The organism is Geobacter pickeringii, assembly GCF_000817955.1.
GTDB lineage: Bacteria > Desulfobacterota > Desulfuromonadia > Geobacterales > Geobacteraceae > Geobacter > Geobacter pickeringii.
This window is the reverse complement of record NZ_CP009788.1, coordinates 1,762,937-1,789,092: the sequence shown is the minus strand read 5'-3', so window position 1 is coordinate 1,789,092 and position 26,156 is coordinate 1,762,937. Positions and strand designations below refer to the sequence as shown.

The following is a 26,156-nucleotide window of genomic DNA, read 5'->3' as shown; positions in this document are numbered from 1 at the left end:
CTGGATTATGGAGGCTATACGAGGAAGTCGACCACGAGCCCCTTCAGTTCCATGATTTTGTTGGTGATGGCCAGGCGATCCTTGTTTTGTGCCATGATCAACCGGTAGAGGTTGTCGGCTTCACGGTCGATCACGGTGACGATCTCGAAGCAGCGGGGATTGAGGGTGTTCCCCCCTACCCGTTCGAGCCGGTAGGCATGGGTCGTGACCTTCTTGGTAAGGGCCGCGATGAGGTCGCGAAACACCTTGAAATTGGCGATGCTCGGCTCGCGCTCCAGCTCGCTCCCCGCCCGGTCGATCTCATCCTTTAAATCCTCAAGCTCCTGTTCGTAGCTGAGGAACTCCGTCTGGTTCCGGGAGAGTGCCCGCACGAAGGGAGAAGAACTCCCCTCCCCAACCCTGCTCAAGGAACCCTTTTTCGCTTTCTTTTCGATATCCCGGGCAGAAAGCTTGTCGTTTATCCGCATCTTCGGTACCCTCGCTACTCCGCACCGGGGGAATTACGCTGCCACGGCGAGTCGGGAAGGGCAAGACAGTTGCCCGACCATCCCCAACTCGTAATGATCTCCTGCGCATCAACACCAAAGGTACGCTCGCATTTCAGATTTACCTGCCCACCGTAGGTGTAAACCCCGCCGCGATCCTCATACCAGTGGTAATATTTCGTACCAGCGTCATCGGAAGATACCGCCGAGGGAGGACCGACCTGGGCGATCAGTTCGCCAAGTCGGGCTCCCTGCCAGGCACTCAGTTGTCCCCGAACCGGGGAACATCCTGCAAGAACGATCAGGAGAAGTGATACGGCGAGGATAGTTTTCACGAACCCCCCACAACAATTCAGAATTTTGGCCATAATGCACGATTTGCGCTGAAAACACAAGCATCCCCGCGGATTTCCGGATGCTGTCCGGCAGGAGACTGAGACAAAATTATTTCTCACGGAACATGCCTCTCTGCCCCTCTCTCCCTCATCAGCCAGCAGATTCCTACCGCTAGCGAGGTTCGACCCCGTTTTTTGCGCCCGACTGACGCCAAGATGGTGTATACTTGCACATCGAGTGCCATTGTCCCTTTGGGCCTCATCTGGCGACGACGGCCTGTCCGAACGATTCATCTGATGTCATGACCTAATTCTTTAATGTCAAGGGGAGAGCATGGCCAAGAAAGTCTTCATCGGAGCAACCGGACAGAACTGCGGCAAAACCACCATGAGCGTTTCGCTCATGCACCTGGCACGACAGAAGTACCAGAGGGTTGGCTTCATCAAGCCGATCGGCCCCAAGATCGAGATCTACGGCTCGATGACCGTCGACATGGACGCGGTGCTCATGGCCAAGACGTTCGGACTCGAAGAAGACATCGCCCTCATGAACCCTGTTTCGCTCCACAAGAACTTTACCCGCGACTACCTGAGCGGCAAGCTGGACTGCCATGCCCTTAAGGCAAAGATGATCGAGGCCATCGAGGTTCTCGACAAGAAATTCGACTTCCTCATCATCGAAGGGGCCGGCCACTGCGGCGTCGGGTCGGTCATCGGACTCAGCAATGCCTGCGTCGCCCGCACCCTCAACGCTCCGGTAATCATCGTCGCCGACAGCGGCATCGGAAGCACGATCGACGCCGTGCACCTGAACCTGGCGCTGTACGAGAAAGAAGAGGCCGATGTCCGAATGGTTCTCGTCAACAAACTTCGAGCAGACAAGCGGGAATCGATCATCGGCTTCCTCTCCAAGGGCTTTCCCGGCAGAAAGATCCAGGTAACGGGGGGATTCAATTATTCGCCGATCCTGGCAAACCCCACACTCTCCCATATCGGCAAGCTCCTCAACCTCCCCGTTCATGGCGATCCCGAAGGGCGAAGCCGCATCATTCATCATATCCACCTGGGAGCAGCCTCTTCCCAACGGGTGGTTGACGGACTTGAAGAAGCTTCGCTGCTGGTTCTTACCAGCTCGCGGGACGAACTGATCGTCACCCTCTCCTCCCTCTACCACATCCCGACGTACCGGGAAAAGATCGTCGGACTCGTCATTGCGGGACATGTGCCGATCTCCGAAATCAGCCAGCAGATCCTGGATGACAGCAACATCCCCTATATCCGCATCCACGAAACGACTGCCAAGGTATTCACCGCCCTCATGGAGGACGTGGCAAAGATCACCGCCGAAGATCAGGAAAAGATCAACTGGATCAAGGCAAACGCCGAAAACGAGATCGACTTCGAGGCAATCGACGCCCTTCTCTGAAGGATCGGGGTGCTTCCATGCCGTACCGATATCTGGAAGAAATCGCCACTGCAGATGTCGCCTTCGAGGCGTGGGGCGGATCGCTGGAAGAGATGTTTGTCGCCGCAGCCGATGCCTTGACGAATGTGATGGTTGCCGACCTCTCCTCCATTGCGCCGATTCAAGCGATTCCTGTCGACCTTGAGCACGAAGCGGTCGATCTTCTTCTCTTCAACTTCCTGGAGGAACTCGTTTATCTTAAGGATGCCCGGCGCCTCCTGCTCCGCATATCTCAACCCACCATCCTGCACACCGCCTCCACCTTCGCCCTCCACGCCGTCGCCCGGGGCGAGGAGATCGATCCGCAGCGCCACCATCTCATCGTGGATGTGAAGGCGGTGACGCTTCACCGGTTCGAAGTGATCCAGCACCACGACTCTTGGCAAGCCACCGTCATTCTCGACATCTGAACCATATACACCGGTAAGTATAACCATGCCAAACAAGACACAACTCAAAACAGAGGAGAGGAAATCCATGGACATCAGAGAGCAGATCGATATTTTCTTCAAATCTGAGGAATTCGCCGTCATCGGGGCTTCGGCCGACCGCCACAAGTACGGCAACAAAGTATTACGGGTCTATCAGCAGCAAGGGCTTCGGGTGATTCCGGTCAATCCAAGGGAGAGGGAAATCGAGGGGGTACCGTGCGTGGCGAGCGTCATGGACCTGCCGGACACCGTCAAGAGCATTTCGGTCATAACGCCACCACCGGCCACGGAACAGGTGGTCGAACTGGCAAGACAAAAAGGGATCGAGAACATCTGGATGCAGCCGGGTGCCGAAAGCGATGCCGCGGTGGAAGCGTGCCGTCGCGGCGGGATTAACGTCATCGCTGACGGCAGCTGCATCCTGATCGAACTGGGATACCATGACCACTGAAAGAATCTCCCGCCTGGGACACCTCTTCCGGCAAGAGAGGCTTTCAACGGAGGTGACGGATCTCTTCCGGGAGATCATCAATGACCATTATCGGGAGAACGCCCGCATTCTCCCGTGGCGCTCAACCTTTGATCCCTATGCGATTTACGTCTCCGAGGTCATGCTTCAGCAGACTCAGGTGGAGCGGGTCAGGGTGAAGTACGAGGAGTTCCTTGCCCGCTTCCCCGACATCACGACCCTTGCCGGTGCGCCGCTCCACGAGGTCCTGGCGGTATGGCAGGGACTCGGCTACAACCGGAGGGCCGTCCTTCTCAAGAAATGCGCGGAAACCCTGATGGAGCGATTTAACGGCACCCTTCCCTCTGCCGCCGAAGCATTGGAGACACTGCCGGGAATCGGCCACTATACGGCACGTGCAATCGCTGCCTTTGCGTTTGGAGCCGCGGCCCCGTTCATAGAAACCAACATCAGGACGGTCTTTATTCATCTGTTCCTGCCCGACCGGGACCGCGTTCACGACCGGGAGATCCTTCCCCTGGTCGAAGGAACCATTGATCACACTGATCCGCGTCGGTGGTACTACGCCCTGATGGACTATGGTGCACACCTGAAACGGACGCATGTAAACCCGTCGCGCCGAAGCGCCCATCACACCCGGCAGGCCCCCTTCAAGGGATCGAACCGGGAGCTGCGGAGCCGGATCCTTCGAGCCGTCATGGCCCAGCCGGGCATCAGTGGCGCCGGCCTTGCCGATCAGCTCGATACGGCCATCACGGCCGTGATCGATAATCTTCAGCAGATGGAGTCGGAAGGTCTCATAACGCTCCAACAGGGCCTCTGTCGAATCCCCTGAACTAGAAACACCACGGCCATCCGGTTCCTGTTGAACCGCATGGCCGTGAGTGCTGCACCATTCTTGAACCGTGTAGTATGTGTCAGTCGTGCGCCATCTGGTCGTAGAGGGCATCGCCGTCTTTTTCGGTAACCCGGACTCCCAAGCGATCCAGAATCTCCCCCGTAGCCCGCCAGAGTTGAGTGATGGCATCGTTATACCCCGTCAGTGCCTTGATCTGGTTGCTCTTGGCCACCGCCAGATCATTTTCCACATCGAGAACGTCCTTCGTTGTTGCCAGTCCCACCTGGTTTTTCTTGATGAACGAACGGAGCCGCTCCTCGGCAAACGCCCTTCCCCGGTCAGTCACGTCGATCTGTTTATAGTTCGTTTCGATACCGCGAACCGCGCTTTTCACCTCATTTTCGACGTTCGCTTCGAGGCTTCTGATCTGGGTCCTGGTCTGGTCTGCCTTCAGACGGCTCTTGATGTAATCGTTTCGCGCAGCATCGTTGCCCAGAGGATATTCGAACTTAAACCCAACCCCCCAAACCGGATAGTCTGCGGTGCTCATCTTTTCCAGATCGCGGTTGTAATGGCGGTCGAGCCCCGTAACCGCAGCGCTGGCGGTGAGTGCGAGATCGGGAAGGGTCCGGTTGCGGGCCACACGGGTCTGGAGTTCATTCGTCTTGAGGGCAATACGCTGGGCCTTCAACTCGGGGCGGTTGTCGAGGGCTTGTCTGACGAGCTCCCCCGCGTTGGTGGCAACCGCTTCCTTCGTCGGAACATCAACGGGAACGAGTTCGTCGCTTGTCGAGATCTGGAGCAGAACCCTGAGGACATCGTTCTGGTCCTTCACCCCCCTCTCTGCATCAATGACGTCCTTCTCGCGGCTCGCCACGCCGAACTCGGCGTTGAGGATCTCCATGGCAGGCAGAACTCCTGCCTTGACCTGGGCCTTGGTGTCGGAGAGTATCTTGCGGGCCAGCTCCAGCGAAGCACGTTTAACCTCCAGATCCTCCCTCAGACTGTACAGCTTGTTGTACTCCGTTCGCACTCGGGCAACCGTATCCATAAGCTTGCTCTTGAACTGCTCGACCGATCCTTCTTTGCCATTGCGAGCAACCAGGATGGCGAGTTCGGTCGGTTCACGACCGAAGTTCTTCAGCAGGGGCTGGGAGAGGCTCAGCGTAAGGTCAGAGTTCCAATATTCTCCCGGTGAAAAACGCGTGTTGGTGTTGGTATATGTGTTATTGAAGGCCAGCCCGACCGTTCCGCCGGTTGGCATCAACTGACTCACACCGGGATTGAGTTCGAACGTTTTTTGTCTGTTGACATCCGTGAAGAAGGTACTCGCCGACTGGGTAACTGCGTACTGGAAGTTGGTAAAAACGCTCAGCAGGGGGTTGTAGATTCCCTGGTTCAGCCTTATGTCAGCTTCGGAGATGGCCGGATTGTAGAGTTCAGCCTTGACGTCGATATTCTTCTCCACCGCAGAGCGGATGGCTTCCTTCAGCGTGAGGCGCAACTCCCCCTCGCCCGCTGCCGCATTTGCGGCCCAAAAGCCAACTACCAGCACTGCAACCACACGTTTCATCGATCACTCCTCCTCACAAGGCCGTTGAGAATAAGGCTTGAGCACAAAACCGCTATCATTGAAACGATGAACCCTTGCAACAGGTTGAATTTAATTTTCGTTACGTCTGTCGAATTTTCCGGCAGAACACCGACGGGTCTCTTTCGCTGAGCTCTCGATCAGCGTGGACGACTGTTCAACAAAAGCATCACCCTGTCAAGGTCAAAAATATTTCACGTATGACCAAGGAAGACGCGAAAACGAGCGGAGAGACACGAGGCTGATAAATCTTACCAAAATAAAAAGGGGACGCCGTGTGGCATCCCCCTTTTCGATTATTCTGACATCAGAATCTACTTGAGACGTCCCGCGTATAGCGGGAAGCGCTTCATAAGCTCATTGACCCGTCCCTTGATTTCCTGGAGCTTGGAGTCATCAGCCACATTGGCCAGCGCTTCGGCAATAAAGCCAGCCACTTCAACCATTTCCGCTTCCTTCAAGCCATGACTCGTGGCGGCAGGCGTCCCGACCCTGAAACCGGAAGTAACAAACGGGGAACGCGTTTCAAAGGGGACCGTATTTTTGTTGACGGTGATCCCCGCCTTGTCGAGGGATTCCTCGGCAATTTTTCCAGTCAAGTCGGTACCGGTCAGATTGACAAGCATCAGATGGTTGTCAGTTCCACCGGACACGAGCCGGAAACCGCGCTTCATCAATTCATCGGCCAGGGTCTTGGCGTTCTTGACGATTTGAGCCTGGTACTCCTTAAAGCCGGGTGCAAGCGCTTCCTTGAAAGCCACCGCCTTTGCGGCGATAACGTGCATGAGAGGTCCCCCCTGAATTCCGGGAAATATGTTGGAATTGAGGATTTTTGCATATTCCTCGCGACAGAGGATCATACCGCCCCGGGGGCCGCGCAGCGTCTTGTGGGTAGTGGTGGTCACGAATTCCGCATGGGGGACGGGGTTCGGATGAAGGCCGGCAGCCACAAGACCGGCAATATGCGCCATATCAACCATGATAACGGCCCCGACCTTGTCGGCAATGGTCCTGAACGCGGCAAAGTCGAGAACGCGCGGATAGGCACTGGCGCCGACCACAATCATCTTCGGTTTATGCTCAAGAGCCAGCCGCTCGACCTCATTGAAGTCGATCATTTCGGTTTCCTGGGAAACGCCATAGGAAACCACGTTGAAGAAGCGACCGGAGAAGTTAACGGGGCTGCCGTGGGTAAGGTGACCGCCATGGGAGAGATTCATGCCGAGAATCGTATCCCCCGGCTTAAGTACCGAAAAATAGACCGCCATGTTGGCCTGGGATCCGGAATGGGGCTGGACGTTGGCGTGATCGGCTCCGAAAAGCTGCTTTGCCCGGTCAATGGCAAGGTTTTCCACGACATCCACATGATGGCAGCCACCGTAATAACGCTTGCCGGGATACCCTTCGGCGTACTTGTTGGTCAGAATGGATCCCTGAGCCTCCAGTACCGCCTCGGAGACAAAGTTCTCGGATGCGATCAACTCCAGGTTGTACTCCTGGCGTTCCGTCTCATGGCGAATTGCCTCGGCGACCTCTGGGTCGAAGGTTGCAAGTATCGACATTATTTTGCTCCTTTCGGTGGGATAAAAAGGAAAACGGGACCGCTGGCAGTCCCGTATCGTGCATACTTCCGTGTAGTGGCCGGAACCTTGGACAGGCTATTTCATGAGTTCCTTCTCCAAGGCGGCAATCTTGTCAAGTCGTCCCTGATGACGCCCCCCCTCGAAGGTGGAGTCGAGCCAGGTGCAGACCATCTGGCGGGCTGTCTCCTCGTTGAGAACCCGCCCCCCGAGGACAAGGATATTGGCATTGTTATGCTCTTTTGCCATCCGGGCCATGAACGGGTCAGTGGCAAGCGCTGCCCGTACTCGGGGGAACTTGTTGGCCACAATAGACATGCCGATTCCGGTGCCGCAGAAGAGAATCCCCTTCTCCGCCGCGCCATCCGAAACCTTCCGGGCCACTCTGATTCCGAAATCGGGATAATCGACGGAATCCCCGTTATCGGTGCCGCAATCCTCAACCGCGACCCCCCGATCAACCAGAAGCCGTTTGATTGCCGCTTTCAACTCCAGACCGCCGTGATCACTCCCCACTACAATCACCGTGCCGCCTCCCTAAATCTTCTTGAAGAGCAAGGTGGCATTGGTGCCGCCGAAGCCGAAATTGTTGCTGAGAGCGTAGGTGATCTTGGCGTCGCGCGCAGTGTTGGGAACGTAATCGAGATCGCACTCGGGGTCCTGCTCCTGGTAATTGATGGTCGGGGGCACAACGCCCTTTTCCATTGCCATCAGGGTGAAAACCGCTTCAACGCCGCCGGCCGCACCGAGGAGGTGGCCTGTCATCGACTTTGTCGAGGAGACCATAACCTTCTTCGCGTGATCGCCGAAGACCCGCTTAACGGCAAGGGTTTCGTAGTAGTCGTTGAAGGGAGTGGAGGTGCCGTGAGCATTGATGTAGTCAATTTGTTCCGGAGTCACACCTGCGTTGGCAAGGGCCATCTTCATGCAGCGTGCCGCTCCTTCTCCTTCAGGGGCCGGTGCCGTAAGGTGATAGGCGTCGCCCGAAAGACCGTAACCGACCACTTCAGCGTAAATCTTGGCACCACGCTTCTTTGCTGCCTCATACTCTTCCAGAACGACAATACCCGCGCCCTCAGCGAGGACAAAACCATCACGGTTCTTTTCAAAGGGGCGTGATGCCGCCTTGGGATCGTCATTACGGTTCGAAAGCGCCTTCATGACCGCAAACCCGCCAATGCCAAGCGGCGTAACCGTCGACTCGGTCCCGCCGGCAATCATCGCGTCGGCATCGCCGCGCTTGATCATGTGATAGGCGTCGCCAATAGAGTGAGTACCGGTGGCGCAGGCGGAAACCGACGACACATTGGGTCCCTTGGCACCGTACTTAATGGATATGTGGCCCGGCGCCAGGTTGATGATGAGCATCGGGATGAAAAACGGGGAAATTTTCTTATAGCCGCCATCAAGCATTGCCGAGTGATATTTCTCAATCGTCGGAAGGCCGCCCAATCCGGCGCCGACAAGAACCCCGACGCGTTCGGCATTCTCCTCGGTGATCTTGAGCCCCGAGTCTTCCATGGCGAAATGAGCTGCACCCATGGCGTACTGAATGAAGAGGTCCATCTTCTTGACCTCTTTCTTGTCAATAAACTGCTCAGGGTCGAAGTCCTTAACCTCGCCGGCAATTCTGACCGGGAGGTCAGATGCATCGAAGCGGCTGATCAGGTCAATGCCGGACGTTCCGGAAGTCAAAGCTTCCCAGTTCTTCTGGTTGCCGGTACCCAGCGGGGAAACTGCCCCGACTCCCGTCACCACAACTCTTCTCATAATGATCTGCTCCCGATGTGCGGATTCTGAGGACGTGACGGCGGAGCCGCACGCTGTGAAAAAGGGGGAGGTCCCCCTCCCCCCAAGCTTAACTATTAGGTGTGCTCGGTGATGTAGTCAATGGCATCCTGGACGTTCTGGATTTTCTCGGCATCTTCGTCAGAGATCTCGATATCGAACTCTTCCTCAAGCGCCATGACCAGTTCAACGGTGTCAAGAGAATCGGCACCGAGGTCGTCCATGAACGAAGCATCATTGGTCACCTGTGCCTCATCCACGCCGAGTTGCTCGGCCACGATCTCTTTTACCCGCTTTTCTATCGTCGACATGCTTTTTCACCTCCGTTTGGTTTTATACCCGTTCAGGTTTTTGGGTAATTTTTCTAGCTACATACCACGAAATATCCGTTTTGCAAAAGATAAATTTTTCACATATACATACCGCCGTTGACTGACAGAACGTGACCCGTTACGTAGCTTCCCAGGTCGGACGCAAGGAAGAAAACGGCATTGGCAACATCGTCCGGAGCACCCAGTCGTTCGAGGGGAATCTGCTGGAGCAACCCCTCCCTGACCTTCTCCGAGAGTACTGCCGTCATATCGGTTTCGATAAATCCCGGGGTAACCGCGTTCACGGTAATGCCGCGCTTGGCGAGTTCACGGGCCGCAGACTTCGTGAGGCCAATCATCCCCGCCTTGCTTGCACAGTAATTTATCTGCCCCGCGTTGCCCATTTCACCTACCACTGAACTTATGTTGATGATCCTGCCACTGCGAGCTTTCGTCATCAGCTTTGAGGCTTCTCGGACACAGTTGAAGGCACCTTTCAGGTTAACATCAATTACCGCGTCCCAATCGGCATCTTTCATCCTGAGGAGAAGCCCGTCACGCGTAATGCCGGCATTGTTGACGAGAATATCCACCTTGCCGAACGTTTCAACAACAGCAGCAAACAGAGACTCAACGGCAGCCGAATCGGAAACGTCCACCGCTGCAGCCAAGGATTTACGACCGATCGCTTCGATCTCGGAAGCCGTCGCCTGGGCACTTTCCAGTGTCGTGGCGGTTACCACAACATCAGCCCCTTCACGGGCAAGCTTAAGGGCCACGGCTCTACCGATTCCCCGGGAGGCCCCCGTTACGATCGCCACTTTTCCCATGAGGTTCATGATTGCTCCCTAGGCCAATGCACGGACACCGGCCGTGTCTTCAACGCTGTTCGTTGCAACATCCTTTGCGATCCGCTTGACGAGCCCGGAAAGGACCTTGCCAGGACCAATCTCGACAAAATCGGACACACCGAGGTTCACCATTTCGCGCACCGATGCATCCCACAGCACCGGAGCGCTCACCTGCCGCACCAAGAGCTCCCGCACCCGTGTCGCGTCGGAGTTGGCCTTGGCCTCAACGTTCGTTACAACGGGAGCTGAAAATTCAGCCACGTCAATGTGGGCAAGGACGTCAGCAAGACGCTCACCGGCAGGAATCATAAGAGTCGAGTGAAAGGGTGCGCTGACAGGAAGCAGCATGGCCTTTCTGAACCCCCGTCCCTTCGCAATTTCTATGGCCCGATTCACTGCCTCAGAGTGCCCCGCGATGACAATCTGTCCCGGTGAATTGAAATTCGCGGGAGAAACAACCTGACCTTGGGCGGCTTCTGCACAGATATCGGCAAGTACATCTGTTTCGACACCAAGGACCGCTGCCATCGCACCCACGCCGACCGGTACCGCTTCCTGCATGAAGGTACCGCGCGCCCGAACCGTTCTGACTGCATCGGCAAACCCAAGGGTTCCTGCCGCCACCAGTGCCGAGTATTCTCCCAGTGAATGCCCTGCGTTGTAATCAGCCACAGCGCCTGTCTCCTGACGGAGAACCCGAAGTGCGGCAATGCTTACGGCAAGGATTGCCGGCTGGGTATTGGCGGTAAGCTTGAGCGCCTCCTCGGGACCCTCGAAACAGAGTTTCGAAAGTCTCTCTCCGAGGGCATCGTCGGCCTCCTCAAAAGTCTGCCGCGCCACGGAGAAATTGTCCGCTAAATCTTTGCCCATCCCGGAAAACTGGGAACCTTGTCCCGGAAAAATGAATGCTTTTTTACCCATGAGTGTTGAATCCCTTGAGGAAAAATTACCAGCGAATCAGTGCCGACCCCCACGTGAGGCCACCACCGAAAGAGTCAAAGAGAACCACATCGCCCGCAGCAATCCGGCCAGTCCGATTTGCTTCATCAAGAGCGATCGGAATTGAAGCCGCCGACGTGTTTCCATAACGGTCCAGATTGACGAACACCTTGTCACCATTGAGTCCAAGCCGCTTACCGATGGCATCAATGATGCGGCGATTTGCCTGATGGGGGATAAAAATGTCGATATCTGCCGGCGTCAAACCATTGGTTGTCAACGCTTCCAGCGCTGCGTCCTCCATGGCTCTTACGGCCAGCTTGAAGACCTCGTTCCCCTGCATTCTCAGGAAATAGAGCCTCTCATCGAACGTTTTCTGAACCGCAGGGTTTCTGCTGCCGCACCCGGCCTGATAGAGAAGCTCCCAGTAATTTCCGTCACTGTGAATATGAGTTGAGAGTATTCCGTGCTCATCACTGCTGGATGACAGAACCGCTGCCCCGGCACCATCACCGAAGAGAAGACAGGTATTGCGGTCAGTCCAGTCGATGATTCTGGTCAGAACCTCCGCGCCAATGACAAGTACCTTGGATGCCGCACCAGTACGGATTGCGTTGCTGGCCAGCGAAAGACCGTAGACAAAACCGGAGCAGGCTGCAGAGACATCGAAGGCGGCAGCTTTTGAAGCTCCAATATTGCTTTGCACAATGCAGGCTGTGGAGGGAAACGGAAAATCAGGAGTTACCGTGGCAACGATAAGAAGGTCGATTTCGTGTGCTGCTATCCCGGCCATTTCAAGGGCACGCTCTGCCGCCCTCGTGGCAAAGGTCGACGTATACTCTCCCTCAACGGCAATCCGGCGTTCTTTTATCCCTGTCCTGGTGGTTATCCATTCGTCGGACGTATCCACCATTTTCTCAAGGTCAAAGTTGGTCAGCACTTTATCGGGAACTGCTGATCCGGTGCCGACAATTCTCGCTCTCAACATCCGCGTACCCCTTCTAGCCGGCAGCGACTTCCTTCACGCCGTCTCGCTGCATGTAAGCAACAAAGTCATTTTCCAGCTTCTCGACGAGACGCTGGTTGACCCCTTTGCGTGCATACTCATGAGCAAAATGGATTGCGTTCTTGATCGCCTTGACGTTGGAACCACCGTGACAAATCATTGCCACGCCATTGATTCCAAGGAGTGGTGCTCCGCCATACTCGGCGTAATCGACTTTCTTCTTGAAGCTCTTGAATGCCTTGCGTACCAGCAGATAACCGAGCTTGGAAACAACGCTCTTGACTATTTCTTCCTTGAGCATCTTCCCGATCGCCTCGGCGAGGCCTTCGGATAATTTCAACACAACGTTGCCGACAAAACCATCACAAACGACCACGTCGACCATGCCGTAAAAAATATCACGCCCTTCGACGTAGCCGCGATAATCAAACGAAATATCTTTGAGGATCGCATTGGTATCGCGGGTCAACTCGTTGCCCTTGCTGTCCTCTTCACCGTTGGAAAGGAGCCCGATCTTTGGCCGCTCCACTCCCATTACGTGCCGAGCATAGACTTCGCCCATGATCGCAAATTGCACGAGATGAATCGGCTTGCAATCGACATTGCCGCCAACATCAAGAACGAGGGTCTTTCCGCGAAGTGTAGGAAAAATCTGGGCAATCGCCGGCCGTTCGATCCCCTTGATGCGCTTGAGAACGAACATCCCTGCGGCCATGGTTGCACCGGAATTGCCAGCACTGACCACCGCATCTGCCACGCCATCCTTTACCAGTTCATACGCAACGCGAATGGAAGAATCCTTCTTGCGACGAACAGCATCAGAGGCGGCATCATGCATACCAACCACTTCACTGGCATGGTGAATGCTTATGTCAAGACCCTGAACGTTGTGCTTGGCGAGTTCCTGACTAAGACGGTCAGTATCGCCCACCAAGGTAATGGGAATGCCGTACTCGCGCGCAGCGACTACGGCTCCCTCAACCTCGATGACGGGAGCGTTGTCGCCTCCCATCGCATCTACAGCAACTCTCATGGTACCCCTGCAGAAAGGAAAATCGGCATACGGCAAAGAGATATGACTAAATCTCCTCGGACTTGATTACTTCTTTGCCTTTGTAAGTGCCGCAAGAGGCGCAGGCACGGTGGGGAAGCTTCGGCTCTTTGCACTGAGGACATACCGAGGAGGCCGGGGGAGTGAGAAAATCGTGAGCTCTTCTCATGTTCTTGCGGGATTTGGAGGTCTTTTTCTTAGGTACCGCCATCGTATTTCTCCTTTTACTTTTCTACCTTGAGATTCTTAAGCGCTGCAAATTTGATATTAAACGAGCCACGCTCGCACCCACACTCGCCCACATTAAGGTCAGCTCCACACCTGGTGCAGAGCCCCAGACAATCAACGCGACATAATGGCTTGAGAGGCAGCTCCATGACAACCTGCTCGGCTACTTCAGGCGTAAAGTCGATCTCATCACCGACATACGTTACGGAAACGAGATCCTCTTCTCCCAACTCAACCTCGTCCTCGTCCTGAAGCTCTTGCTTCCGCTCCATATAAATCATCGTAAACGCAGAACGAATATGGCTTTCAAAGGGGGTGAGGCAACGGGAGCAATTCAAGCGTACCGCAGTGGCTACGCTTCCACGAACCCGGATATGGTCATATTCACGCCAGACGGAGAGTTCCACAGTGATTGGCCCCAGAAACTCACACTCGTCCGAATCGCTCAATTCCTGCAAGACCGGAAACACCTCGGCCTTCTCCTCAAACATGAGAAGCTTTGGTTGATCCTTTATCTCGTCAATCCGTAATTTCACACTAAATTCCCTGATGGCGCTGGCGGAGCCCGAAGCCCACCAGTATATAGATGGGGTGCCAATTGTCAAGCAAAATGAGGCAAAACGAAAACCGCCCTTTCAGGCGGCTCTTGCAAAATTCATTACCTTATTCCCGTTGATTTTGCAAGCAGATTTCCCGACTGTTCTTTTGTTACCAAGCACTGGAGGTAAACAAAACATCAGATGGTCATGGTCTCTCCAGGACGCAGGATGGGGGAGTCTGGAGTACGAAACGACGCAAACAGCAGGAGAATAAATATGAATATCACCGCTCCGAGGACAATGAGGTGCGGCGCCAAACGCTCGGAAAATTCGGTGCCGTGTGGATCACCAGCAAGTAGTCCGGCAACAGCCACGACCACTCCGAAACCGCCGAATAGCCCTCCCCAAAACAGGCCGTGATAGATTACCTTGGATTCTGCGTTCCACGACAGCCCCAGCCATTCCGCAACTGCCGAATGAAAAAACGTGGTAGCGGTAATCGCGACAACCGCAGCAATTATGCAGTATATGCCAAGCCGGAGCGTCCGTTTCCTCATCGCTAGTCACCACACCAACTCACGTCACCAATTCCCCTCCGCAGCACCGTCGGAGCATCTCCGATCAGACTCACCACGGAACTGACATCAGCCGTGAGTACTCCGCCATCCACCACCATGTCAAGCCGTTTGCCCATGGCCTGATCAACCAAGAAAGGATCACCAATTGGCTCCTCCCCTGAGACGTTTGCACTTGTGGTGATGATCGGATGGCCGAGTTCTCTCACGATGGAGAGACAGATGGGGTTGTCCGGCATTCGAATCCCGACAGTCTTTTGCTTGGTCACCAGAAGGTCGGGAACGATGCTCGTGGCATCAAGAACAAACGTATAGGGACCGGGCAGATATCGCTTTATGATCTTGAATGCGTAGTTGCTCACCTTGGCATAGCGAGCGACCTCGGAGAGATCCGAGCAGATAAAGGAAAACGGCTTTTTCTTCTCTCGCTGCTTGATAAGGTAAATCCGCTCGATCCCCTTCTTGTTGAAAATACTGCAACCAATCCCATAGGTCGTGTCGGTGGGATAGGCGATAATCCCCCCCGACTTCAGGACATCAATCACCTTTGCGACAAGCCGCGGCTGGGGGTTCTCTGGGTTGATGGGAAACAGCATTCCGTTACCCCTTCGGGTTGAGATCGAGAAGATCCGTCTGAACGAACAGACCATCTTTCTGAATGAGACAATCGTCAAACCAGATCTCGCCATCTCCCCTGAGAAGCTTCACCATGTCCCAGTGTACTGCTGATCGATTCCCGTTGTCGCATTCATCATAGCACTGCCCCGGAGTGAAGTGAATGGAACCGAATATCTTCTCATCGAACAAGATGTTGCGCATCGGCTCGCGAATATTCGGATTGACCCCGATGGCAAACTCGCCGATATAGCGGGCACCTTCGTCTGTATCGAGAATGCGGTTGAGTGCCTCATCCATTCCCGTAGCGGTAGCCTTGACGACCTTCCCCTCACGGAACTCAAGACGGATACCGTTAAACTCTTTTCCCTGGTATACGGTGGGGCAGTTGTAGGTGATGTGCCCCTCGACCGAATTACGCACCGGCGCCGTAAACACCTCTCCGTCCGGGATATTGAACCGGCCGTCGCATTTTATCCCGTCGAGCCCCTTGATGCTGAATGAGAGATCCGTATCCGAAGCCTTGATTCGCACGGATTCCGTTCGATCCATGAGTCGTTTGAGTTTCTCCTGTTTGCGCGATTCCGCCTGCCAGTCGATGCAGCAGGCGGAAAAGAGATAATCTTCGTACTCCTCTAGGCTCATCTTTGCTTCCTGTGCGGCGCCATGGGTCGGATAGCGGGTGATCACCCAGCGGGTATTCTTGACGCGTCTGTCGACGATGGGTCGTGTAGTCTTGGACCAGGCAATCATGTTCGCCTGGTTCGCCTGAGCCATCACCATGGAGTTTTCCCCCGCCGAGATACCGATATAGACCGATACCTCCTTCATAAAATCGAGTTTATGTTGAGGAAAATGGGACGCTTGGGCCTTCGTGGCAGAATTGTAGAAATGGCGATCGATTTCGGGGATCTGAAAGGAGTATTCGACGTATTTTGCCCCCCGGGAAAGGCAAAGGGAATAGAGCTCTTTCACCAGTGGGATGCATTCGGTACCGGATGCATTGATGAGAACGACGTCTCCCTTTTTAACGCGGGCGGAATAGCAGACAAGAACTTCGGCAAGCTGTCGTACACGTGGATCATTCATGATAACCCCTTTTTCAGTCAGGTACCGGTATGCCCAAATCCTCCAGCGCCCCGTGCCGTATCGTCGAGCTCGGCCACCTCGGACAACTCGGCGCGCACAAACGGGGCAAAGACCATCTGGGCAATCCGCTCGCCCGGCCTTACCACAAAAGGCTCTGTACCGTGATTAATGATGATTACGCCAATTTCGCCCCGATAATCAGGGTCGATTGTTCCTGGCGAATTGACAAGTGCTATGCCGTGCTTGAGAGCAAGGCCGCTTCTGGGGCGAATCTGAGCCTCAAAGCCGTCTGGAAGCGAAATGGCGATGCCAGTAGGAATCAGCCGACGTTCTCCCGGCAGAAGCGTTATCTCTTCATCGAGAACGGCACACAGATCCATGCCGGCAGCATGCTGGGTCATGTAACAGGGGAGAGGAATACCGTGGCCGGGACGAACACGGCGAAATTTGACAAGGCAACGGTTCACGACTTACCTACAACACAAGACGCGACGGCTCGCACCTCTTTCCTTCGAGTCGTCCGGTGAGGGCAAGTGTCAGATAACGTTCGTCGAAAATCTCTTCAGCAAGGGAGAGCAGCCCCTCCGGTGTTACCGCGTCGAAACCGTCGGTGAGCTCCACCAATGGCATGTAGCGGCCGAAATAGATTTCGTTTTTGGCCAGTTTTGTCATACGGTTATCGGTGCTTTCGAGGGAAAGCAGCATGTTCCCCTTGATCTGCTCCCGGGAAGCGTTGAGTTCGAACTTGGTGACCGGTTCGGTCTTGAGACGCTTCAACTCGGTAGAGGTAATATCAAGCACATCGTCGAGCTTGGCAGGATTTGTTCCCGCGTAAATTACAAGCGAACCGGCATCAGTATGGGAAACCACATAAGAGTAAACCGAATATGCGAGGCCAAGGCGCTCCCGTATCTCCTGAAAGAGCCGGGAACTCATGCTGCCGCCAAGGATGGTGTTAATGAGGTAAACCTCGAAGCGCCGGGGATGATTCTGGGGAAGCGCCTTGGTTCCCAGACAGATATGCATCTGCTCCAGATCCTTCTCCACAATCTCCACTCGCTTCTCATAGGTCGGGAGGTGACAGAAATCCCGCCCGCTTCCCCCGGGAATAGCGCCAAAGAGCCCTTCGAGAAGGGACAGCAACTCGTCGTGTCGAACATTGCCCGCGACAGAGATGATAATGTCATCAGAGCGGTACATTGAATCTTTGTGGGCGAGGATTGCGTCGCGGGTCAGCCCCTCGATGCTGCCGGCGCTGCCAAGGATCGACATGCCCAGGGGGTGCCCCTGCCAGAAGCTGCGATGAAAGAGGTCGTGGATGAAATCATCGGGGGTGTCCTCCAGCATGCTGATTTCCTGGAGCACGACTTTCCGCTCTTTTTCGATTTCATCAGGATCAAAGGCGGAATGGAGGAAGATATCGGCGAGAAGATCGACGGTCTTCGGCAGAAACTTGTCGAGAACCTTTGCGTAATAGCAGACGTACTCACGGCTGGTAAACGCGTTGAGCACCCCGCCGACCGAATCGATCTCCCGCGCAATATCGAGAGAGGTACGACGCTCGGTCCCCTTGAACAACAGATGTTCAATGAAATGGGCGACGCCATTGAGCTCCCGCCGTTCATGGCGGGAGCCGTTGGCGACCCAAATCCCGATGGAGACGGAGTGTACATGCGGCATGTACTCGGATATGATCCGGACACCGTTATCGAGAATTGTTTTGCTGACCATGGATAAAACTATACCCTGTACAGAGGAGTTTACCAGCGGAAGTGCCGCTGGCTATTCGGGAAGAACGGCTCCCAAAGCCTCTTTCCGGGAGAGCTTTATCTTGCCCTGCTTGTCGATGCCGATGCACTTGACGAGAACCTTGTCGCCTTCCTTGAGTACATCGGTGACGTTCTTTACCCGTTCCGTGTCGAGTTCGGAGATATGGACCAGGCCGTCCGTACCGGGGAAAATCTCCACGAAAGCACCAAAGTCCATGACTTTCTTGACGGTGCCCATGTAAAGCTTCCCTTCTTCGGCTTCGGCGGTGAGATCGCGGATCATCTTGATTGCCTTGTCGCAGGCTTCCTTGCTCGTGCTGGCAATGTTGATCCGCCCCGTATCCTCGATGTCGATCGAAACGCCGGTCGCCTCGGTGATTCCCCGGACATTCTTGCCGCCGGAACCGATGACGTCGCGGATTTTGTCGGTCTTGACCCAGATGGTGGTGATGCGGGGAGCATGGGGAGAGAGTTCAGACCGCGAAGCAGCCAGGGTTTCGGCCATCTTCCCGAGAATATGGATGCGACCTTCCTTTGCTTGAGCAAGGGCAGTCCCCATGATCTCACGGGTAACACCGGTAATCTTGATATCCATCTGGATTGCGGTCACCCCTTCGGCGGTACCGGCGACCTTGAAGTCCATATCGCCCAGGTGATCTTCGTCACCAAGGATGTCAGAAAGGATGGCAACGTCATCGCCTTCCTTGATGAGCCCCATGGCAATGCCGGCAACGGGAGCCTTGATCGGCACCCCGGCGTCCATCATGGAAAGCGCACCGCCGCAGACCGACGCCATAGAGGAAGAACCATTGCTCTCCAGAATGTCGGAAACGATCCGGATCGTGTAGGGGAAATCTTCATGCTTCGGAAGCACCCGCTCCAAAGCGCGCTCGGCAAGCATCCCGTGGCCGATTTCACGGCGACCCGGGGCAAGGCGCATACTCGTTTCGCCAACGGAGAACGGCGGGAAATTGTAGTGGAGGAGGAAGCGCTTCTTGCTCTCGCCGAACAGAGAATCGATCCGCTGCTCGTCACCTGCCGTGCCGAGGGTGGCGGCAACAAGGGCCTGGGTTTCCCCGCGGGTAAAGAGCGCGGCGCCGTGGGCTCTCGGAAGAACGCTGACCTCACACGTAATCGGACGGACAGTTTTCGTGTCGCGGCCGTCGATCCGCTCTCCATCCTTGAGGATATGCTCGCGGACAAGTTCATACTCGAAGTCACCAAGAAACGCCTTGATCTCGCCTTCGCGTCCTTCAAATTCTCCGGCAAGTGCAGTCAGGGTATCTGCAGACACCGCATCAATCCGATTATGCCGCTCCTGTTTTGACTTGATGCGGACCGCTTCCTTGATGCTGGCGTGGGCAAGCTCCTTCGCACGTGCCTTGAGTGCCTCGTCGACGGGCTTTGCGACAACCTCGCGTTTGGGCACACCAGCCTTGGCGCGAAGCTGGACCTGAGCTTCGATGATCGGTTGAACCGATGCATGGCCAAAGAAAATCGCTTCGAGCAGGTCGCTTTCGGAAACCTCCGCAGCGCTCCCCTCAACCATGATCACGGCGTCGCGGCTAGCCGCCACGACCACTTCCATATCGCTCATTTTCTGCTGTTCAACGGTCGGATTGCAGACAAACTGCCCGGCGACGCGTCCAACCTTGACGCCGGCGATCGGACCGAGAAACGGAATATCGGATACTTCCAGCGCTGCAGAAGCGCCGATCATCGCAAGAATGCCGGGATCATTGTCTTCTTCGGCCGATATGACCGTGGCCATGATCTGGGTTTCATTGAGGAAGCTCTCAGGGAAAAGCGGACGGATGGGACGATCGATGAAGCGGCAGGTGAGAGTTTCGTTTTCGGTCGGGCGCCCTTCACGCTTGAAAAATCCGCCGGGAATCTTCCCCCCGGCATAGGCTTTTTCCTGGTAATTCACGGTAAGCGGAAAGAAGTCCTGTCCTTCGCGTGCGCTCTTGGCTGCCACAGCCGTCACAAGCACCATGGTGTCGCCGCAACTGACGACCACTGAACCGCTTGCCTGCTTGGCCATTTTACCCGTGGCTATGGTTATGGTCCTTCCACCCAGTTCCACATTTACTGTTTGTTCTTTCATTTCTCTCTGGCCTCCTGAGCCTGATTTGGTTCGTTGGGGCCGTCGATCGAATCACCAAGCTCCTTGGTGCCTCAATCCACGCCCCCAACAAAAATAAAAGGGCCGTTAAGCCCATGCCAATGCCAAACCTGTTAATTGACCCCCGTTCGCCGCAACCTGACGATATCAGGGCAGCAAAACGGGGATAGCGAAAAAAGGAGAGGCAATATACCCCAGAGGAGTATACTGCCCCTTCTTAACGACGAATACCGAGTTTCTCAATGATCGCCCGATACCTCTCGACATCCTTTTTCTTCAGGTAATCGAGAAGCCGCCTTCTTTGACCGACGATCTTCAAAAGGCCGCGACGGCTATGGTGATCTTTCTTGTGGATCTTGAAGTGATCCGTCAGATAAGTGATACGCTCGGTGAGAAGAGCGATCTGCACTTCCGGCGAACCGGTGTCGCCGTCGTGACGCTTATGCGAAGATATAATCTCCTTTTTCTTATCCGTTACCAGCACGTTCTGAACACCTCCTTCCATTTCTATAGTACGATCACAGACCGTTAAATTCTATGCCGCTGCAGACGCAATAGAGAGACTTTGTATCACAAAGCCAGCGATCTGTAAAGCTAAACCTCGTTAAAAACCCTGATAAGCCTGAGGTTTTTCGAATTTTCAGACCACAGCGCGCCGCGGCTTTCCGCTATGGCTAGCAGGTGACCTCCGTAGGTAAGCCGTAACTGTTCCCCCACCCGCACATTTTCAAGCATCGCCGTAAAATCACTCAACCGCGGGGCCATGCCGTGTCGAACCCGCTCTGCCCCCTCGTCCGCCAGGCATAGCATCCGGAGATGATCGAGTGCCTCGCCGGGAGCAGTGACATGTCGCTCGATATCTCCCGCTTCAGCGATCCGCCTGAATTCGTCGAGTCGAAGCGCATGGTCAATGACAAACGGACCGCTCTTTGTTCGGCGAAGTGCCGTGAGGTGGGCACCACAGCCCAGCGCCTCGCCGATGTCGCTGGCAAGTGCCCTCACATACGTCCCTCGCGAACACGAGACGGTAAAAGTTACCAGCGGCAATTCGACGAGCTCAACGGCAATCGAATATATCTCGATGTCACGGGCCGTCCGCTCGACCTCTTCTCCCTTGCGGGCAAGCTTGTAGAGCGGCACGCCGTTTCTCTTCACCGCAGAAAACATGGGGGGGAGCTGGCTCTGACGTCCGACGAACGACTGAATGGCTGCCACGATCCGCTCCGGCGCGAGATCTTCCCACTCGCTCTGACGGATTACCGTGCCGGTACAGTCCTGTGTATCGGTGACCGAACCGAGCACCATCGTAGCTTGATATTCCTTGATTCCCTCATCAAGAAATGGAATGGCCTTGGTGCCTTCTCCGATGGCTACCGGCAGAACTCCCGTAGCAAAGGGATCGAGGGTCCCCGTATGTCCGGCCTTCTTCTGGCGTAGGGTGCGGCGAACGGCCGAGACCACGTCATGGGAGGTGATACCGACGGGTTTATCCAGGACAATGAAACCGTCCATCGATCAGAGAGCCTGCTCCAAGTGCGCAAAGACCCGCTGCCTGACGTCGTTAATGGTCCCCTCAACCGTACAGCCTGCGGCATTGTGATGACCGCCTCCTCCAAACGTGGCTGCCAAACTTGAGACATCCACCGTCCCCTTGGAACGGAAACCGACTTTGAAGAGCCCTGCATTGACTTCACGGAAAAAAACCGATACTTCGACCCCACGAATGGAGCGGGGATAGTTGACGAAACCGTCGGTCAGTTCTGCACAAGCACCGGTGCGGCGGTACATATCAAGCGTAACCGTGATCGATGCAAAATCTCCCCGTTCCGAAATGGTGAGCGTGGAGAGTGCGAGCGCAAGAAGTTCAAGACGCTGCCGCGGCTGACTTTCGTAAAGTTTTTCCGCGATAGACCAAGTGCTGATGCCGGTTGCCACTAATTCGCTGGAAATGGCGAACGCCTCGGGATTGGCGTTGGAATAGCGAAAAGAACCGGTATCGGTAATAATAGCCGTATAGAGCGGCAGGGCGATTTCGTAGTCGATGAGATCACCGGTTGCTTTGATGATACGGTAAACGAGCACGCCGGTGGCGGCTGCCGAAGGATCGATGTAATTGATTGACCCAAAATTGTCGCGGGTGAGATGGTGATCGACGTTTATGAAGGAACCTACCCTCGTGCACTCCGTGACCTGGCGTCCCGCCCGACGGAATTCTCCCACATCGAGAACAAAACAGACATCGTAGTCACGGTCGGGCAAGTTCTGCACCACCGTGTCGGCAAGCGGAAGAAACGCATATAACTCGGGAACCGGATCGTTGAAATGAATCGTGACGTCTTTGCCGAGTCGCTTGAGGTAGACGGCCAGCGCCAGAGACGACCCCACCGCGTCCCCATCCGGACTCTCATGGGTGGTTACGAGAAAACTCCTGTTGGCACGAATCTCTCCGATTATGCTCTCAATCATGTTCGCCTTCCGTCGTGCCAATTTCCTTGAGAAGCTTGTCGATACGGCTTCCGTACTCGATCGACTCGTCGTACTTGAAGACGACATCGGGGACGTACTTCATGCGGAGCGACTTCCCGATTTCCTTGCGAATGAAACCGACCGCGCTGGCAAGACCGTGACGCGTCGCCTTCTTCTCGTCGTCGCTGCCGATGACCGTGTAATAAATGGTTGCCAGATGGAGATCATCGGTGACCTTCACTGCGGTTATGGTTACAAAACCGACGCGGGGATCCTTGAGCCCTTTCACGAGAAGGGCTGATACGAGCTCATGAATTGCTTCGGCTACTTTGTCAGAACGTTTATGCATGTAATTTATTCACCTGAACGGTGCGCCGTCTGACCGTGTCAACCGGCGCCTCCTGCTATCGCTACAGCGTTGCCGCCACCTTCTCGATCTCGAAGTCCTCGATGATGTCGCCGACCTTGATATCGTTGTAGTTCTCAAGGCCAATACCACACTCGTAGCCGGTTGCCACCTCCTTCACGTCATCCTTGAAGCGACGGAGGCTGGACATCTTTCCTTCGTAAATCACGACGTTGTCGCGCAGCAGACGAACCTGGGCATTGCGCTTCATGACGCCGTCCTGAACGTACGAGCCGGCCACGTTGCCGACCTTTGGCACGGAGAAGACCTCGCGGACCTCGGCACGGCCAAGGTACTTTTCACGCAGGGTCGGCTCAAGCAGGCCTTCCATCGCCTTTTTGATATCCTCGACCGCGTCATAGATGATGTTGTAAAGACGGACGTCGACCCCTTCCTTGTCCGCCAGAGCCGAGGCCTTCGGCTCGGGACGGACGTTGAAGCCGAGGATGATCGCACTGGAGGCGGTGGCGAGGTTGACGTCGGTTTCGGTAATCGCCCCGACCGACGAGTGAAGGACGTTGAGTCGTACGGCGGCAGTGGAGAGCTTGCGGAGGGATTCGGCAACCGCTTCCACTGATCCCTGTACGTCGGCCTTGACAATAACGTTGAGGTCTTTGACCTCGCCCTTCTGAATCTTGTCGTAGAGCTGCTCCAGAGACATCTTGCTGTGCTTGGCAAGCTCGGTCTCGCGCAGCTTCTGCTGGCGGTGTGAGGCTATTTCCTTGGCACGCTTCTCGTCATTCATCCCGATGAAGACGTCTCCGGCATCGGGAACTCCCGTGAAACCGATTACCTCCACCGGCATCGACGGCCCCGCCGACTGCACTTTCTCTGCACGATCGTTCTGCATGGCGCGTACCCGACCATAGTGAACGCCTGCCACGAAGAAATCGCCATTCTTGAGGGTACCTTCCTGAACGAGAACCGTAGCGACCGGTCCGCGACCACGATCCAGCTTCGCTTCAACGATGGTTCCGCGAGCTTCCTTGTCGGGATTGGCCCTGAGGTCCATGACGTCGGCCTGCAGCAGAACCATTTCCAGAAGTTCGGGAAGGTTGATCCGTTTCTTAGCCGAAACCTCAACAAAGATGGTTTCACCACCCCATTCCTCAGAAACGAGACCGAGCTCCATAAGCTCCTGCTTGACGCGCTCAGGCTTTGCTTCCGGTTTGTCAATCTTGTTGATGGCAACAATGATCGGCACGCCGGCAGCCTTCGAATGGTTCACCGCTTCACGGGTCTGAGGCATGACGCCGTCATCGGCCGCCACGACAAGGATAACGATATCGGTAACTTTTGCTCCCCGGGCGCGCATGGCAGTAAACGCCTCGTGGCCAGGTGTGTCGAGGAAGGTGATCTTGCGTCCGTTCAACTCGACGTCGTAGGCGCCGATATGCTGAGTGATCCCGCCTGCCTCACCGGCAATAACATTCGCCTCGCGAATGGCATCGAGGAGCGAGGTCTTGCCGTGGTCAACGTGACCCATGATGGTGACCACCGGGGGACGCTTCACCAGACTTTCCGGCGCATCGGGGACCGCTTCCAGGATTTCGTCCACGTCGAGGGCGACGTTTTCGATCTCGTACCCGAAATCGTTGGCAACCAGCGTAGCAGTATCAACGTCAAGAGGGTGGTTGATGGTGACCATCATCCCCATCTTCATGAGGACACGAATCAAATCGGTTGCTTTCACCCCCATCCTCTTGGCGAGCTCGCCGACGGTGATGGACTCGGAGATCTTGATGATCCGCTTAATGGCCTTCGGAACGGTAATTTCGGTTTTTCGGCCGGCGCTCACATATTCCTTGTCCCGGCGCTTCCCCTTCCCTGCTTTGGGACCGGGCTCGAACACACGCTCGCGCCGCTCGAGCATCTCGCTCTTCTTGAACGCCTCTTTCTTCTTCGCAGCCGGAGCCACTCCTTTCTTTGCACCGCGATCCGGCTCAGGCGGGGCCGCAACGAATTCCTTTTTGCGCCCCCCCTTCTTCTGGTCGGCGGAGGGAGCAGGTGCAGCAGGACGCTCGGATGGAGCGGGTGTCATGATCCGCTCCTCCATCTTGCGCTTGGGCGGGATCACGACCTCCCGTCTCTCGGCAGGCTTGGCGGCTGGTTTGGTGGTGATACCGGGAAGTTCCACCCGCCCGAGGATCCGGGCACGGTTCGCAGTCGGCATCTCAGGCTGCGGCTCCACCGCAGCGGGGGCCTCTTGAGCCGGTGCCGGCGGAACTGGCGCGACTGGTTTTTCGGGCGGAGCCGCCGGCACCGGTTCAGGTGTTACGACGGGTTCTTCAACAGGAGGCGCAATTTCCGCTGCCTCGACAACCGCTGCCGGAGCCTCAAGCGCCGGCGCCTCGGGCACTTCCGGTTGGGCTTCCACCGCTTTCGGACGGCGGCGGATAACGGTCGTCGTCACGCGAATCTCGTCCTGCTCCTTGGCTGAAACGGCCTTGGGGGGCGCAGCGGGTGCGGTCACCTTCTTCACTTCATCTTCCTCAAGAGCCGACATGTGACTCTTCACCTCGATGCCATGACTCTTGAGCCTGGCAATAAGCTCTTTATTTTCAATCCCCAACTGCTTCGCCAGTTCATACACGTGGATCTTGCTCATCCACCCCACCCCCATCAAGGAAATTACCGTATCGTTTCACTTCGTTAAGAATAGATGGAACAAAACCGCTCACCATCACTGCCAGCACACTTCTCAAACCCTTGCCGAGAAGCTCGCCGAAACGGTCCTTGTCAAGCATACGCAGACAGGGAACACCGCCTCGTTTCGCCAGACCGGCAACTTTATCTCCGATATCCCCGGAGATATCGGAAGCGAGCAGGACAAGGCCAACGCCTCCTCCCTTCCGAAGCCGCTCCATGACCATATCGCTGCCTGAAATTATCTTGCCAGCCTTGTTGGCCAAGGCAAGATAGGAGGCGACCCGCTCCGTGAGACGGGCAGCGATCTGGCTGGTGAGTTCCTCTGCAGGCGGCACCACCACATCGCAACGAAAAGCCCGGGAGAACTGTTTGCGCTCGACAGCCTTCGTCACGCAGATGCTGCTGAAACACGTATATGCGCCCCTGCCGGGAAGCTTTGCCAAGACATCGGGCACCAGCGTGCCATCGGGAGAGAGGACGAATCGGAGCAGATCTCCCTTGTCCCGCGTTTCACGACAACCGAGACATGACCTTTGGGGTGCACTTCGCGGCATC

29 protein-coding genes are annotated in these 26,156 nt (G+C 55.6%); 4 read left to right on the top strand and 25 right to left on the bottom strand.

Annotation, left to right across the window (positions count from 1 at the left end; all coding sequences use genetic code 11):
• Positions 1-14 precede the first annotated feature (14 nt).
• On the bottom strand, positions 15-467 hold the full coding sequence (locus GPICK_RS07985) for a YaaR family protein (protein WP_039741976.1): 453 nt from the start codon (positions 465-467) through the stop codon (positions 15-17).
• Between the two features lie 14 nt (positions 468-481).
• Positions 482-853, bottom strand: coding sequence for a hypothetical protein (locus GPICK_RS16965; protein ID WP_236685684.1), 372 nt, complete (start codon positions 851-853; stop codon positions 482-484).
• A 301-nt stretch (positions 854-1,154) separates the two neighbouring features.
• Between GPICK_RS16965 and GPICK_RS07980 the strand changes: the two genes are divergently transcribed.
• From GPICK_RS07980 to GPICK_RS07965, 4 genes are all read left to right on the top strand, one after another.
• The gene (locus GPICK_RS07980) at positions 1,155-2,246 is read left to right on the top strand and encodes a phosphotransacetylase family protein (RefSeq protein ID WP_039741974.1); all 1,092 of its coding nucleotides are present in this window, start codon (positions 1,155-1,157) and stop codon (positions 2,244-2,246) included.
• 17 nt (positions 2,247-2,263) lie between these two features.
• The gene (locus GPICK_RS07975) at positions 2,264-2,695 is read left to right on the top strand and encodes an archease (RefSeq protein ID WP_039741972.1); all 432 of its coding nucleotides are present in this window, start codon (positions 2,264-2,266) and stop codon (positions 2,693-2,695) included.
• Between the two features lie 67 nt (positions 2,696-2,762).
• Positions 2,763-3,167, top strand: a complete 405-nt coding sequence (locus GPICK_RS07970) for a CoA-binding protein (RefSeq protein WP_039741969.1) — start codon at positions 2,763-2,765, stop codon at positions 3,165-3,167.
• Positions 3,157-4,020, top strand: coding sequence for a winged helix-turn-helix transcriptional regulator (locus GPICK_RS07965; RefSeq protein WP_039741967.1), 864 nt, complete (start codon positions 3,157-3,159; stop codon positions 4,018-4,020). Before GPICK_RS07970 ends, GPICK_RS07965 begins: the two co-directional genes overlap by 11 nt.
• 82 nt (positions 4,021-4,102) lie before the next feature.
• Here the strand turns inward: GPICK_RS07965 and GPICK_RS07960 are convergent, their stop codons facing one another.
• The 23 genes from GPICK_RS07960 to GPICK_RS07855 form a co-directional block, all read right to left on the bottom strand.
• Positions 4,103-5,596, bottom strand: coding sequence for a TolC family protein (locus tag GPICK_RS07960; RefSeq protein ID WP_039741964.1), 1,494 nt, complete (start codon positions 5,594-5,596; stop codon positions 4,103-4,105).
• Between the two features lie 332 nt (positions 5,597-5,928).
• Positions 5,929-7,176 carry a serine hydroxymethyltransferase gene (gene glyA, locus GPICK_RS07955; RefSeq protein WP_039741962.1) on the bottom strand — a complete coding sequence of 416 codons (1,248 nt, stop codon included), beginning with the start codon at positions 7,174-7,176 and terminating at the stop codon, positions 5,929-5,931.
• 96 nt (positions 7,177-7,272) lie between these two features.
• Positions 7,273-7,719 (bottom strand): ribose 5-phosphate isomerase B, encoded by a 447-nt coding sequence (gene rpiB, locus GPICK_RS07950; protein WP_039741960.1) that lies wholly within the window; start codon positions 7,717-7,719, stop codon positions 7,273-7,275.
• 12 nt (positions 7,720-7,731) lie between these two features.
• Positions 7,732-8,964: a beta-ketoacyl-ACP synthase II gene (gene fabF / locus GPICK_RS07945; RefSeq protein WP_039741958.1), complete on the bottom strand. Its 1,233-nt coding sequence runs from the start codon at positions 8,962-8,964 to the stop codon at positions 7,732-7,734.
• Positions 8,965-9,059: 95 nt separating this feature from the next.
• A complete protein-coding gene (acpP, locus tag GPICK_RS07940) occupies positions 9,060-9,293 on the bottom strand; it encodes an acyl carrier protein (RefSeq protein WP_039741956.1) in 234 nt (77 codons plus the stop codon).
• A gap of 98 nt (positions 9,294-9,391) precedes the next feature.
• Positions 9,392-10,132: a 3-oxoacyl-[acyl-carrier-protein] reductase gene (gene fabG, locus GPICK_RS07935; protein ID WP_039741954.1), complete on the bottom strand. Its 741-nt coding sequence runs from the start codon at positions 10,130-10,132 to the stop codon at positions 9,392-9,394.
• Positions 10,133-10,141: 9 nt separating this feature from the next.
• The gene (gene fabD, locus GPICK_RS07930; RefSeq protein WP_039741951.1) at positions 10,142-11,065 is read right to left on the bottom strand and encodes an ACP S-malonyltransferase; all 924 of its coding nucleotides are present in this window, start codon (positions 11,063-11,065) and stop codon (positions 10,142-10,144) included.
• A 25-nt stretch (positions 11,066-11,090) separates the two neighbouring features.
• Positions 11,091-12,071 carry a beta-ketoacyl-ACP synthase III gene (locus GPICK_RS07925; RefSeq protein ID WP_039741949.1) on the bottom strand — a complete coding sequence of 327 codons (981 nt, stop codon included), beginning with the start codon at positions 12,069-12,071 and terminating at the stop codon, positions 11,091-11,093.
• A 13-nt stretch (positions 12,072-12,084) separates the two neighbouring features.
• Positions 12,085-13,122 carry a phosphate acyltransferase PlsX gene (plsX, locus tag GPICK_RS07920; RefSeq protein WP_039741946.1) on the bottom strand — a complete coding sequence of 346 codons (1,038 nt, stop codon included), beginning with the start codon at positions 13,120-13,122 and terminating at the stop codon, positions 12,085-12,087.
• Between the two features lie 46 nt (positions 13,123-13,168).
• The gene (rpmF, locus tag GPICK_RS16960; protein ID WP_084201382.1) at positions 13,169-13,351 is read right to left on the bottom strand and encodes a 50S ribosomal protein L32; all 183 of its coding nucleotides are present in this window, start codon (positions 13,349-13,351) and stop codon (positions 13,169-13,171) included.
• Positions 13,352-13,364: 13 nt separating this feature from the next.
• Positions 13,365-13,904 carry a YceD family protein gene (locus GPICK_RS07915; protein WP_039741943.1) on the bottom strand — a complete coding sequence of 180 codons (540 nt, stop codon included), beginning with the start codon at positions 13,902-13,904 and terminating at the stop codon, positions 13,365-13,367.
• 200 nt (positions 13,905-14,104) lie between these two features.
• Positions 14,105-14,464, bottom strand: a complete 360-nt coding sequence (locus tag GPICK_RS07910; RefSeq protein ID WP_039741941.1) for a hypothetical protein — start codon at positions 14,462-14,464, stop codon at positions 14,105-14,107.
• Between the two features lie 2 nt (positions 14,465-14,466).
• Positions 14,467-15,078: an L-threonylcarbamoyladenylate synthase gene (locus GPICK_RS07905; protein ID WP_039741939.1), complete on the bottom strand. Its 612-nt coding sequence runs from the start codon at positions 15,076-15,078 to the stop codon at positions 14,467-14,469.
• Positions 15,079-15,082: 4 nt separating this feature from the next.
• Positions 15,083-16,186, bottom strand: a complete 1,104-nt coding sequence (locus GPICK_RS07900) for an aminopeptidase (protein WP_039741937.1) — start codon at positions 16,184-16,186, stop codon at positions 15,083-15,085.
• 17 nt (positions 16,187-16,203) lie between these two features.
• Positions 16,204-16,653 (bottom strand): dUTP diphosphatase, encoded by a 450-nt coding sequence (gene dut / locus GPICK_RS07895; protein ID WP_039741936.1) that lies wholly within the window; start codon positions 16,651-16,653, stop codon positions 16,204-16,206.
• 7 nt (positions 16,654-16,660) lie between these two features.
• Positions 16,661-17,917 (bottom strand): M16 family metallopeptidase, encoded by a 1,257-nt coding sequence (locus GPICK_RS07890; RefSeq protein ID WP_039741933.1) that lies wholly within the window; start codon positions 17,915-17,917, stop codon positions 16,661-16,663.
• A gap of 51 nt (positions 17,918-17,968) precedes the next feature.
• Positions 17,969-20,062 (bottom strand): polyribonucleotide nucleotidyltransferase, encoded by a 2,094-nt coding sequence (gene pnp / locus GPICK_RS07885; RefSeq protein WP_039741931.1) that lies wholly within the window; start codon positions 20,060-20,062, stop codon positions 17,969-17,971.
• Between the two features lie 235 nt (positions 20,063-20,297).
• On the bottom strand, positions 20,298-20,564 hold the full coding sequence (gene rpsO / locus GPICK_RS07880; RefSeq protein WP_084201381.1) for a 30S ribosomal protein S15: 267 nt from the start codon (positions 20,562-20,564) through the stop codon (positions 20,298-20,300).
• Between the two features lie 110 nt (positions 20,565-20,674).
• The gene (gene truB, locus GPICK_RS07875; protein WP_039741928.1) at positions 20,675-21,592 is read right to left on the bottom strand and encodes a tRNA pseudouridine(55) synthase TruB; all 918 of its coding nucleotides are present in this window, start codon (positions 21,590-21,592) and stop codon (positions 20,675-20,677) included.
• A gap of 3 nt (positions 21,593-21,595) precedes the next feature.
• Positions 21,596-22,546, bottom strand: coding sequence for a DHH family phosphoesterase (locus tag GPICK_RS07870; protein ID WP_039741926.1), 951 nt, complete (start codon positions 22,544-22,546; stop codon positions 21,596-21,598).
• The gene (locus GPICK_RS07865) at positions 22,539-22,895 is read right to left on the bottom strand and encodes a ribosome-binding factor A (RefSeq protein WP_039741924.1); all 357 of its coding nucleotides are present in this window, start codon (positions 22,893-22,895) and stop codon (positions 22,539-22,541) included. The genes GPICK_RS07870 and GPICK_RS07865 overlap by 8 nt, the downstream gene beginning before the upstream one ends.
• A gap of 61 nt (positions 22,896-22,956) precedes the next feature.
• Positions 22,957-25,560 carry a translation initiation factor IF-2 gene (infB, locus tag GPICK_RS07860; protein ID WP_039745510.1) on the bottom strand — a complete coding sequence of 868 codons (2,604 nt, stop codon included), beginning with the start codon at positions 25,558-25,560 and terminating at the stop codon, positions 22,957-22,959.
• Complete coding sequence (locus GPICK_RS07855; RefSeq protein ID WP_039741922.1) at positions 25,538-26,155, bottom strand: DUF448 domain-containing protein; 618 nt, start codon at positions 26,153-26,155, stop codon at positions 25,538-25,540. Before GPICK_RS07855 ends, infB begins: the two co-directional genes overlap by 23 nt.
• Position 26,156 lies beyond the last annotated feature (1 nt).

What these genes read in the sequence shown, in the direction of transcription:
- fabF (WP_039741958.1), bottom strand. Translation starts at nt 8,964, where the DNA reads ATGAGAAGAGTTGTGGTGACGGGAGTCGGGGCAGTTTCCCCGCTGGGT.
- GPICK_RS07960 (WP_039741964.1), bottom strand. Translation starts at nt 5,596, where the DNA reads ATGAAACGTGTGGTTGCAGTGCTGGTAGTTGGCTTTTGGGCCGCAAAT.
- glyA (WP_039741962.1), bottom strand. Translation starts at nt 7,176, where the DNA reads ATGTCGATACTTGCAACCTTCGACCCAGAGGTCGCCGAGGCAATTCGC.
- GPICK_RS07900 (WP_039741937.1), bottom strand. Translation starts at nt 16,186, where the DNA reads ATGAATGATCCACGTGTACGACAGCTTGCCGAAGTTCTTGTCTGCTAT.
- rpmF (WP_084201382.1), bottom strand. Translation starts at nt 13,351, where the DNA reads ATGGCGGTACCTAAGAAAAAGACCTCCAAATCCCGCAAGAACATGAGA.
- GPICK_RS07890 (WP_039741933.1), bottom strand. Translation starts at nt 17,917, where the DNA reads ATGGTCAGCAAAACAATTCTCGATAACGGTGTCCGGATCATATCCGAG.
- GPICK_RS07925 (WP_039741949.1), bottom strand. Translation starts at nt 12,071, where the DNA reads ATGTTGAGAGCGAGAATTGTCGGCACCGGATCAGCAGTTCCCGATAAA.
- infB (WP_039745510.1), bottom strand. Translation starts at nt 25,560, where the DNA reads ATGAGCAAGATCCACGTGTATGAACTGGCGAAGCAGTTGGGGATTGAA.
- fabD (WP_039741951.1), bottom strand. Translation starts at nt 11,065, where the DNA reads ATGGGTAAAAAAGCATTCATTTTTCCGGGACAAGGTTCCCAGTTTTCC.
- GPICK_RS07980 (WP_039741974.1), top strand. Translation starts at nt 1,155, where the DNA reads ATGGCCAAGAAAGTCTTCATCGGAGCAACCGGACAGAACTGCGGCAAA.
- GPICK_RS16965 (WP_236685684.1), bottom strand. Translation starts at nt 853, where the DNA reads ATGGCCAAAATTCTGAATTGTTGTGGGGGGTTCGTGAAAACTATCCTC.
- truB (WP_039741928.1), bottom strand. Translation starts at nt 21,592, where the DNA reads ATGGACGGTTTCATTGTCCTGGATAAACCCGTCGGTATCACCTCCCAT.
- pnp (WP_039741931.1), bottom strand. Translation starts at nt 20,062, where the DNA reads ATGAAAGAACAAACAGTAAATGTGGAACTGGGTGGAAGGACCATAACC.
- GPICK_RS07870 (WP_039741926.1), bottom strand. Translation starts at nt 22,546, where the DNA reads ATGATTGAGAGCATAATCGGAGAGATTCGTGCCAACAGGAGTTTTCTC.
- GPICK_RS07855 (WP_039741922.1), bottom strand. Translation starts at nt 26,155, where the DNA reads ATGCCGCGAAGTGCACCCCAAAGGTCATGTCTCGGTTGTCGTGAAACG.
- fabG (WP_039741954.1), bottom strand. Translation starts at nt 10,132, where the DNA reads ATGAACCTCATGGGAAAAGTGGCGATCGTAACGGGGGCCTCCCGGGGA.
- GPICK_RS07970 (WP_039741969.1), top strand. Translation starts at nt 2,763, where the DNA reads ATGGACATCAGAGAGCAGATCGATATTTTCTTCAAATCTGAGGAATTC.
- GPICK_RS07905 (WP_039741939.1), bottom strand. Translation starts at nt 15,078, where the DNA reads ATGCTGTTTCCCATCAACCCAGAGAACCCCCAGCCGCGGCTTGTCGCA.
- GPICK_RS07865 (WP_039741924.1), bottom strand. Translation starts at nt 22,895, where the DNA reads ATGCATAAACGTTCTGACAAAGTAGCCGAAGCAATTCATGAGCTCGTA.
- GPICK_RS07975 (WP_039741972.1), top strand. Translation starts at nt 2,264, where the DNA reads ATGCCGTACCGATATCTGGAAGAAATCGCCACTGCAGATGTCGCCTTC.
- GPICK_RS07910 (WP_039741941.1), bottom strand. Translation starts at nt 14,464, where the DNA reads ATGAGGAAACGGACGCTCCGGCTTGGCATATACTGCATAATTGCTGCG.
- GPICK_RS07965 (WP_039741967.1), top strand. Translation starts at nt 3,157, where the DNA reads ATGACCACTGAAAGAATCTCCCGCCTGGGACACCTCTTCCGGCAAGAG.
- GPICK_RS07985 (WP_039741976.1), bottom strand. Translation starts at nt 467, where the DNA reads ATGCGGATAAACGACAAGCTTTCTGCCCGGGATATCGAAAAGAAAGCG.
- plsX (WP_039741946.1), bottom strand. Translation starts at nt 13,122, where the DNA reads ATGAGAGTTGCTGTAGATGCGATGGGAGGCGACAACGCTCCCGTCATC.
- acpP (WP_039741956.1), bottom strand. Translation starts at nt 9,293, where the DNA reads ATGTCGACGATAGAAAAGCGGGTAAAAGAGATCGTGGCCGAGCAACTC.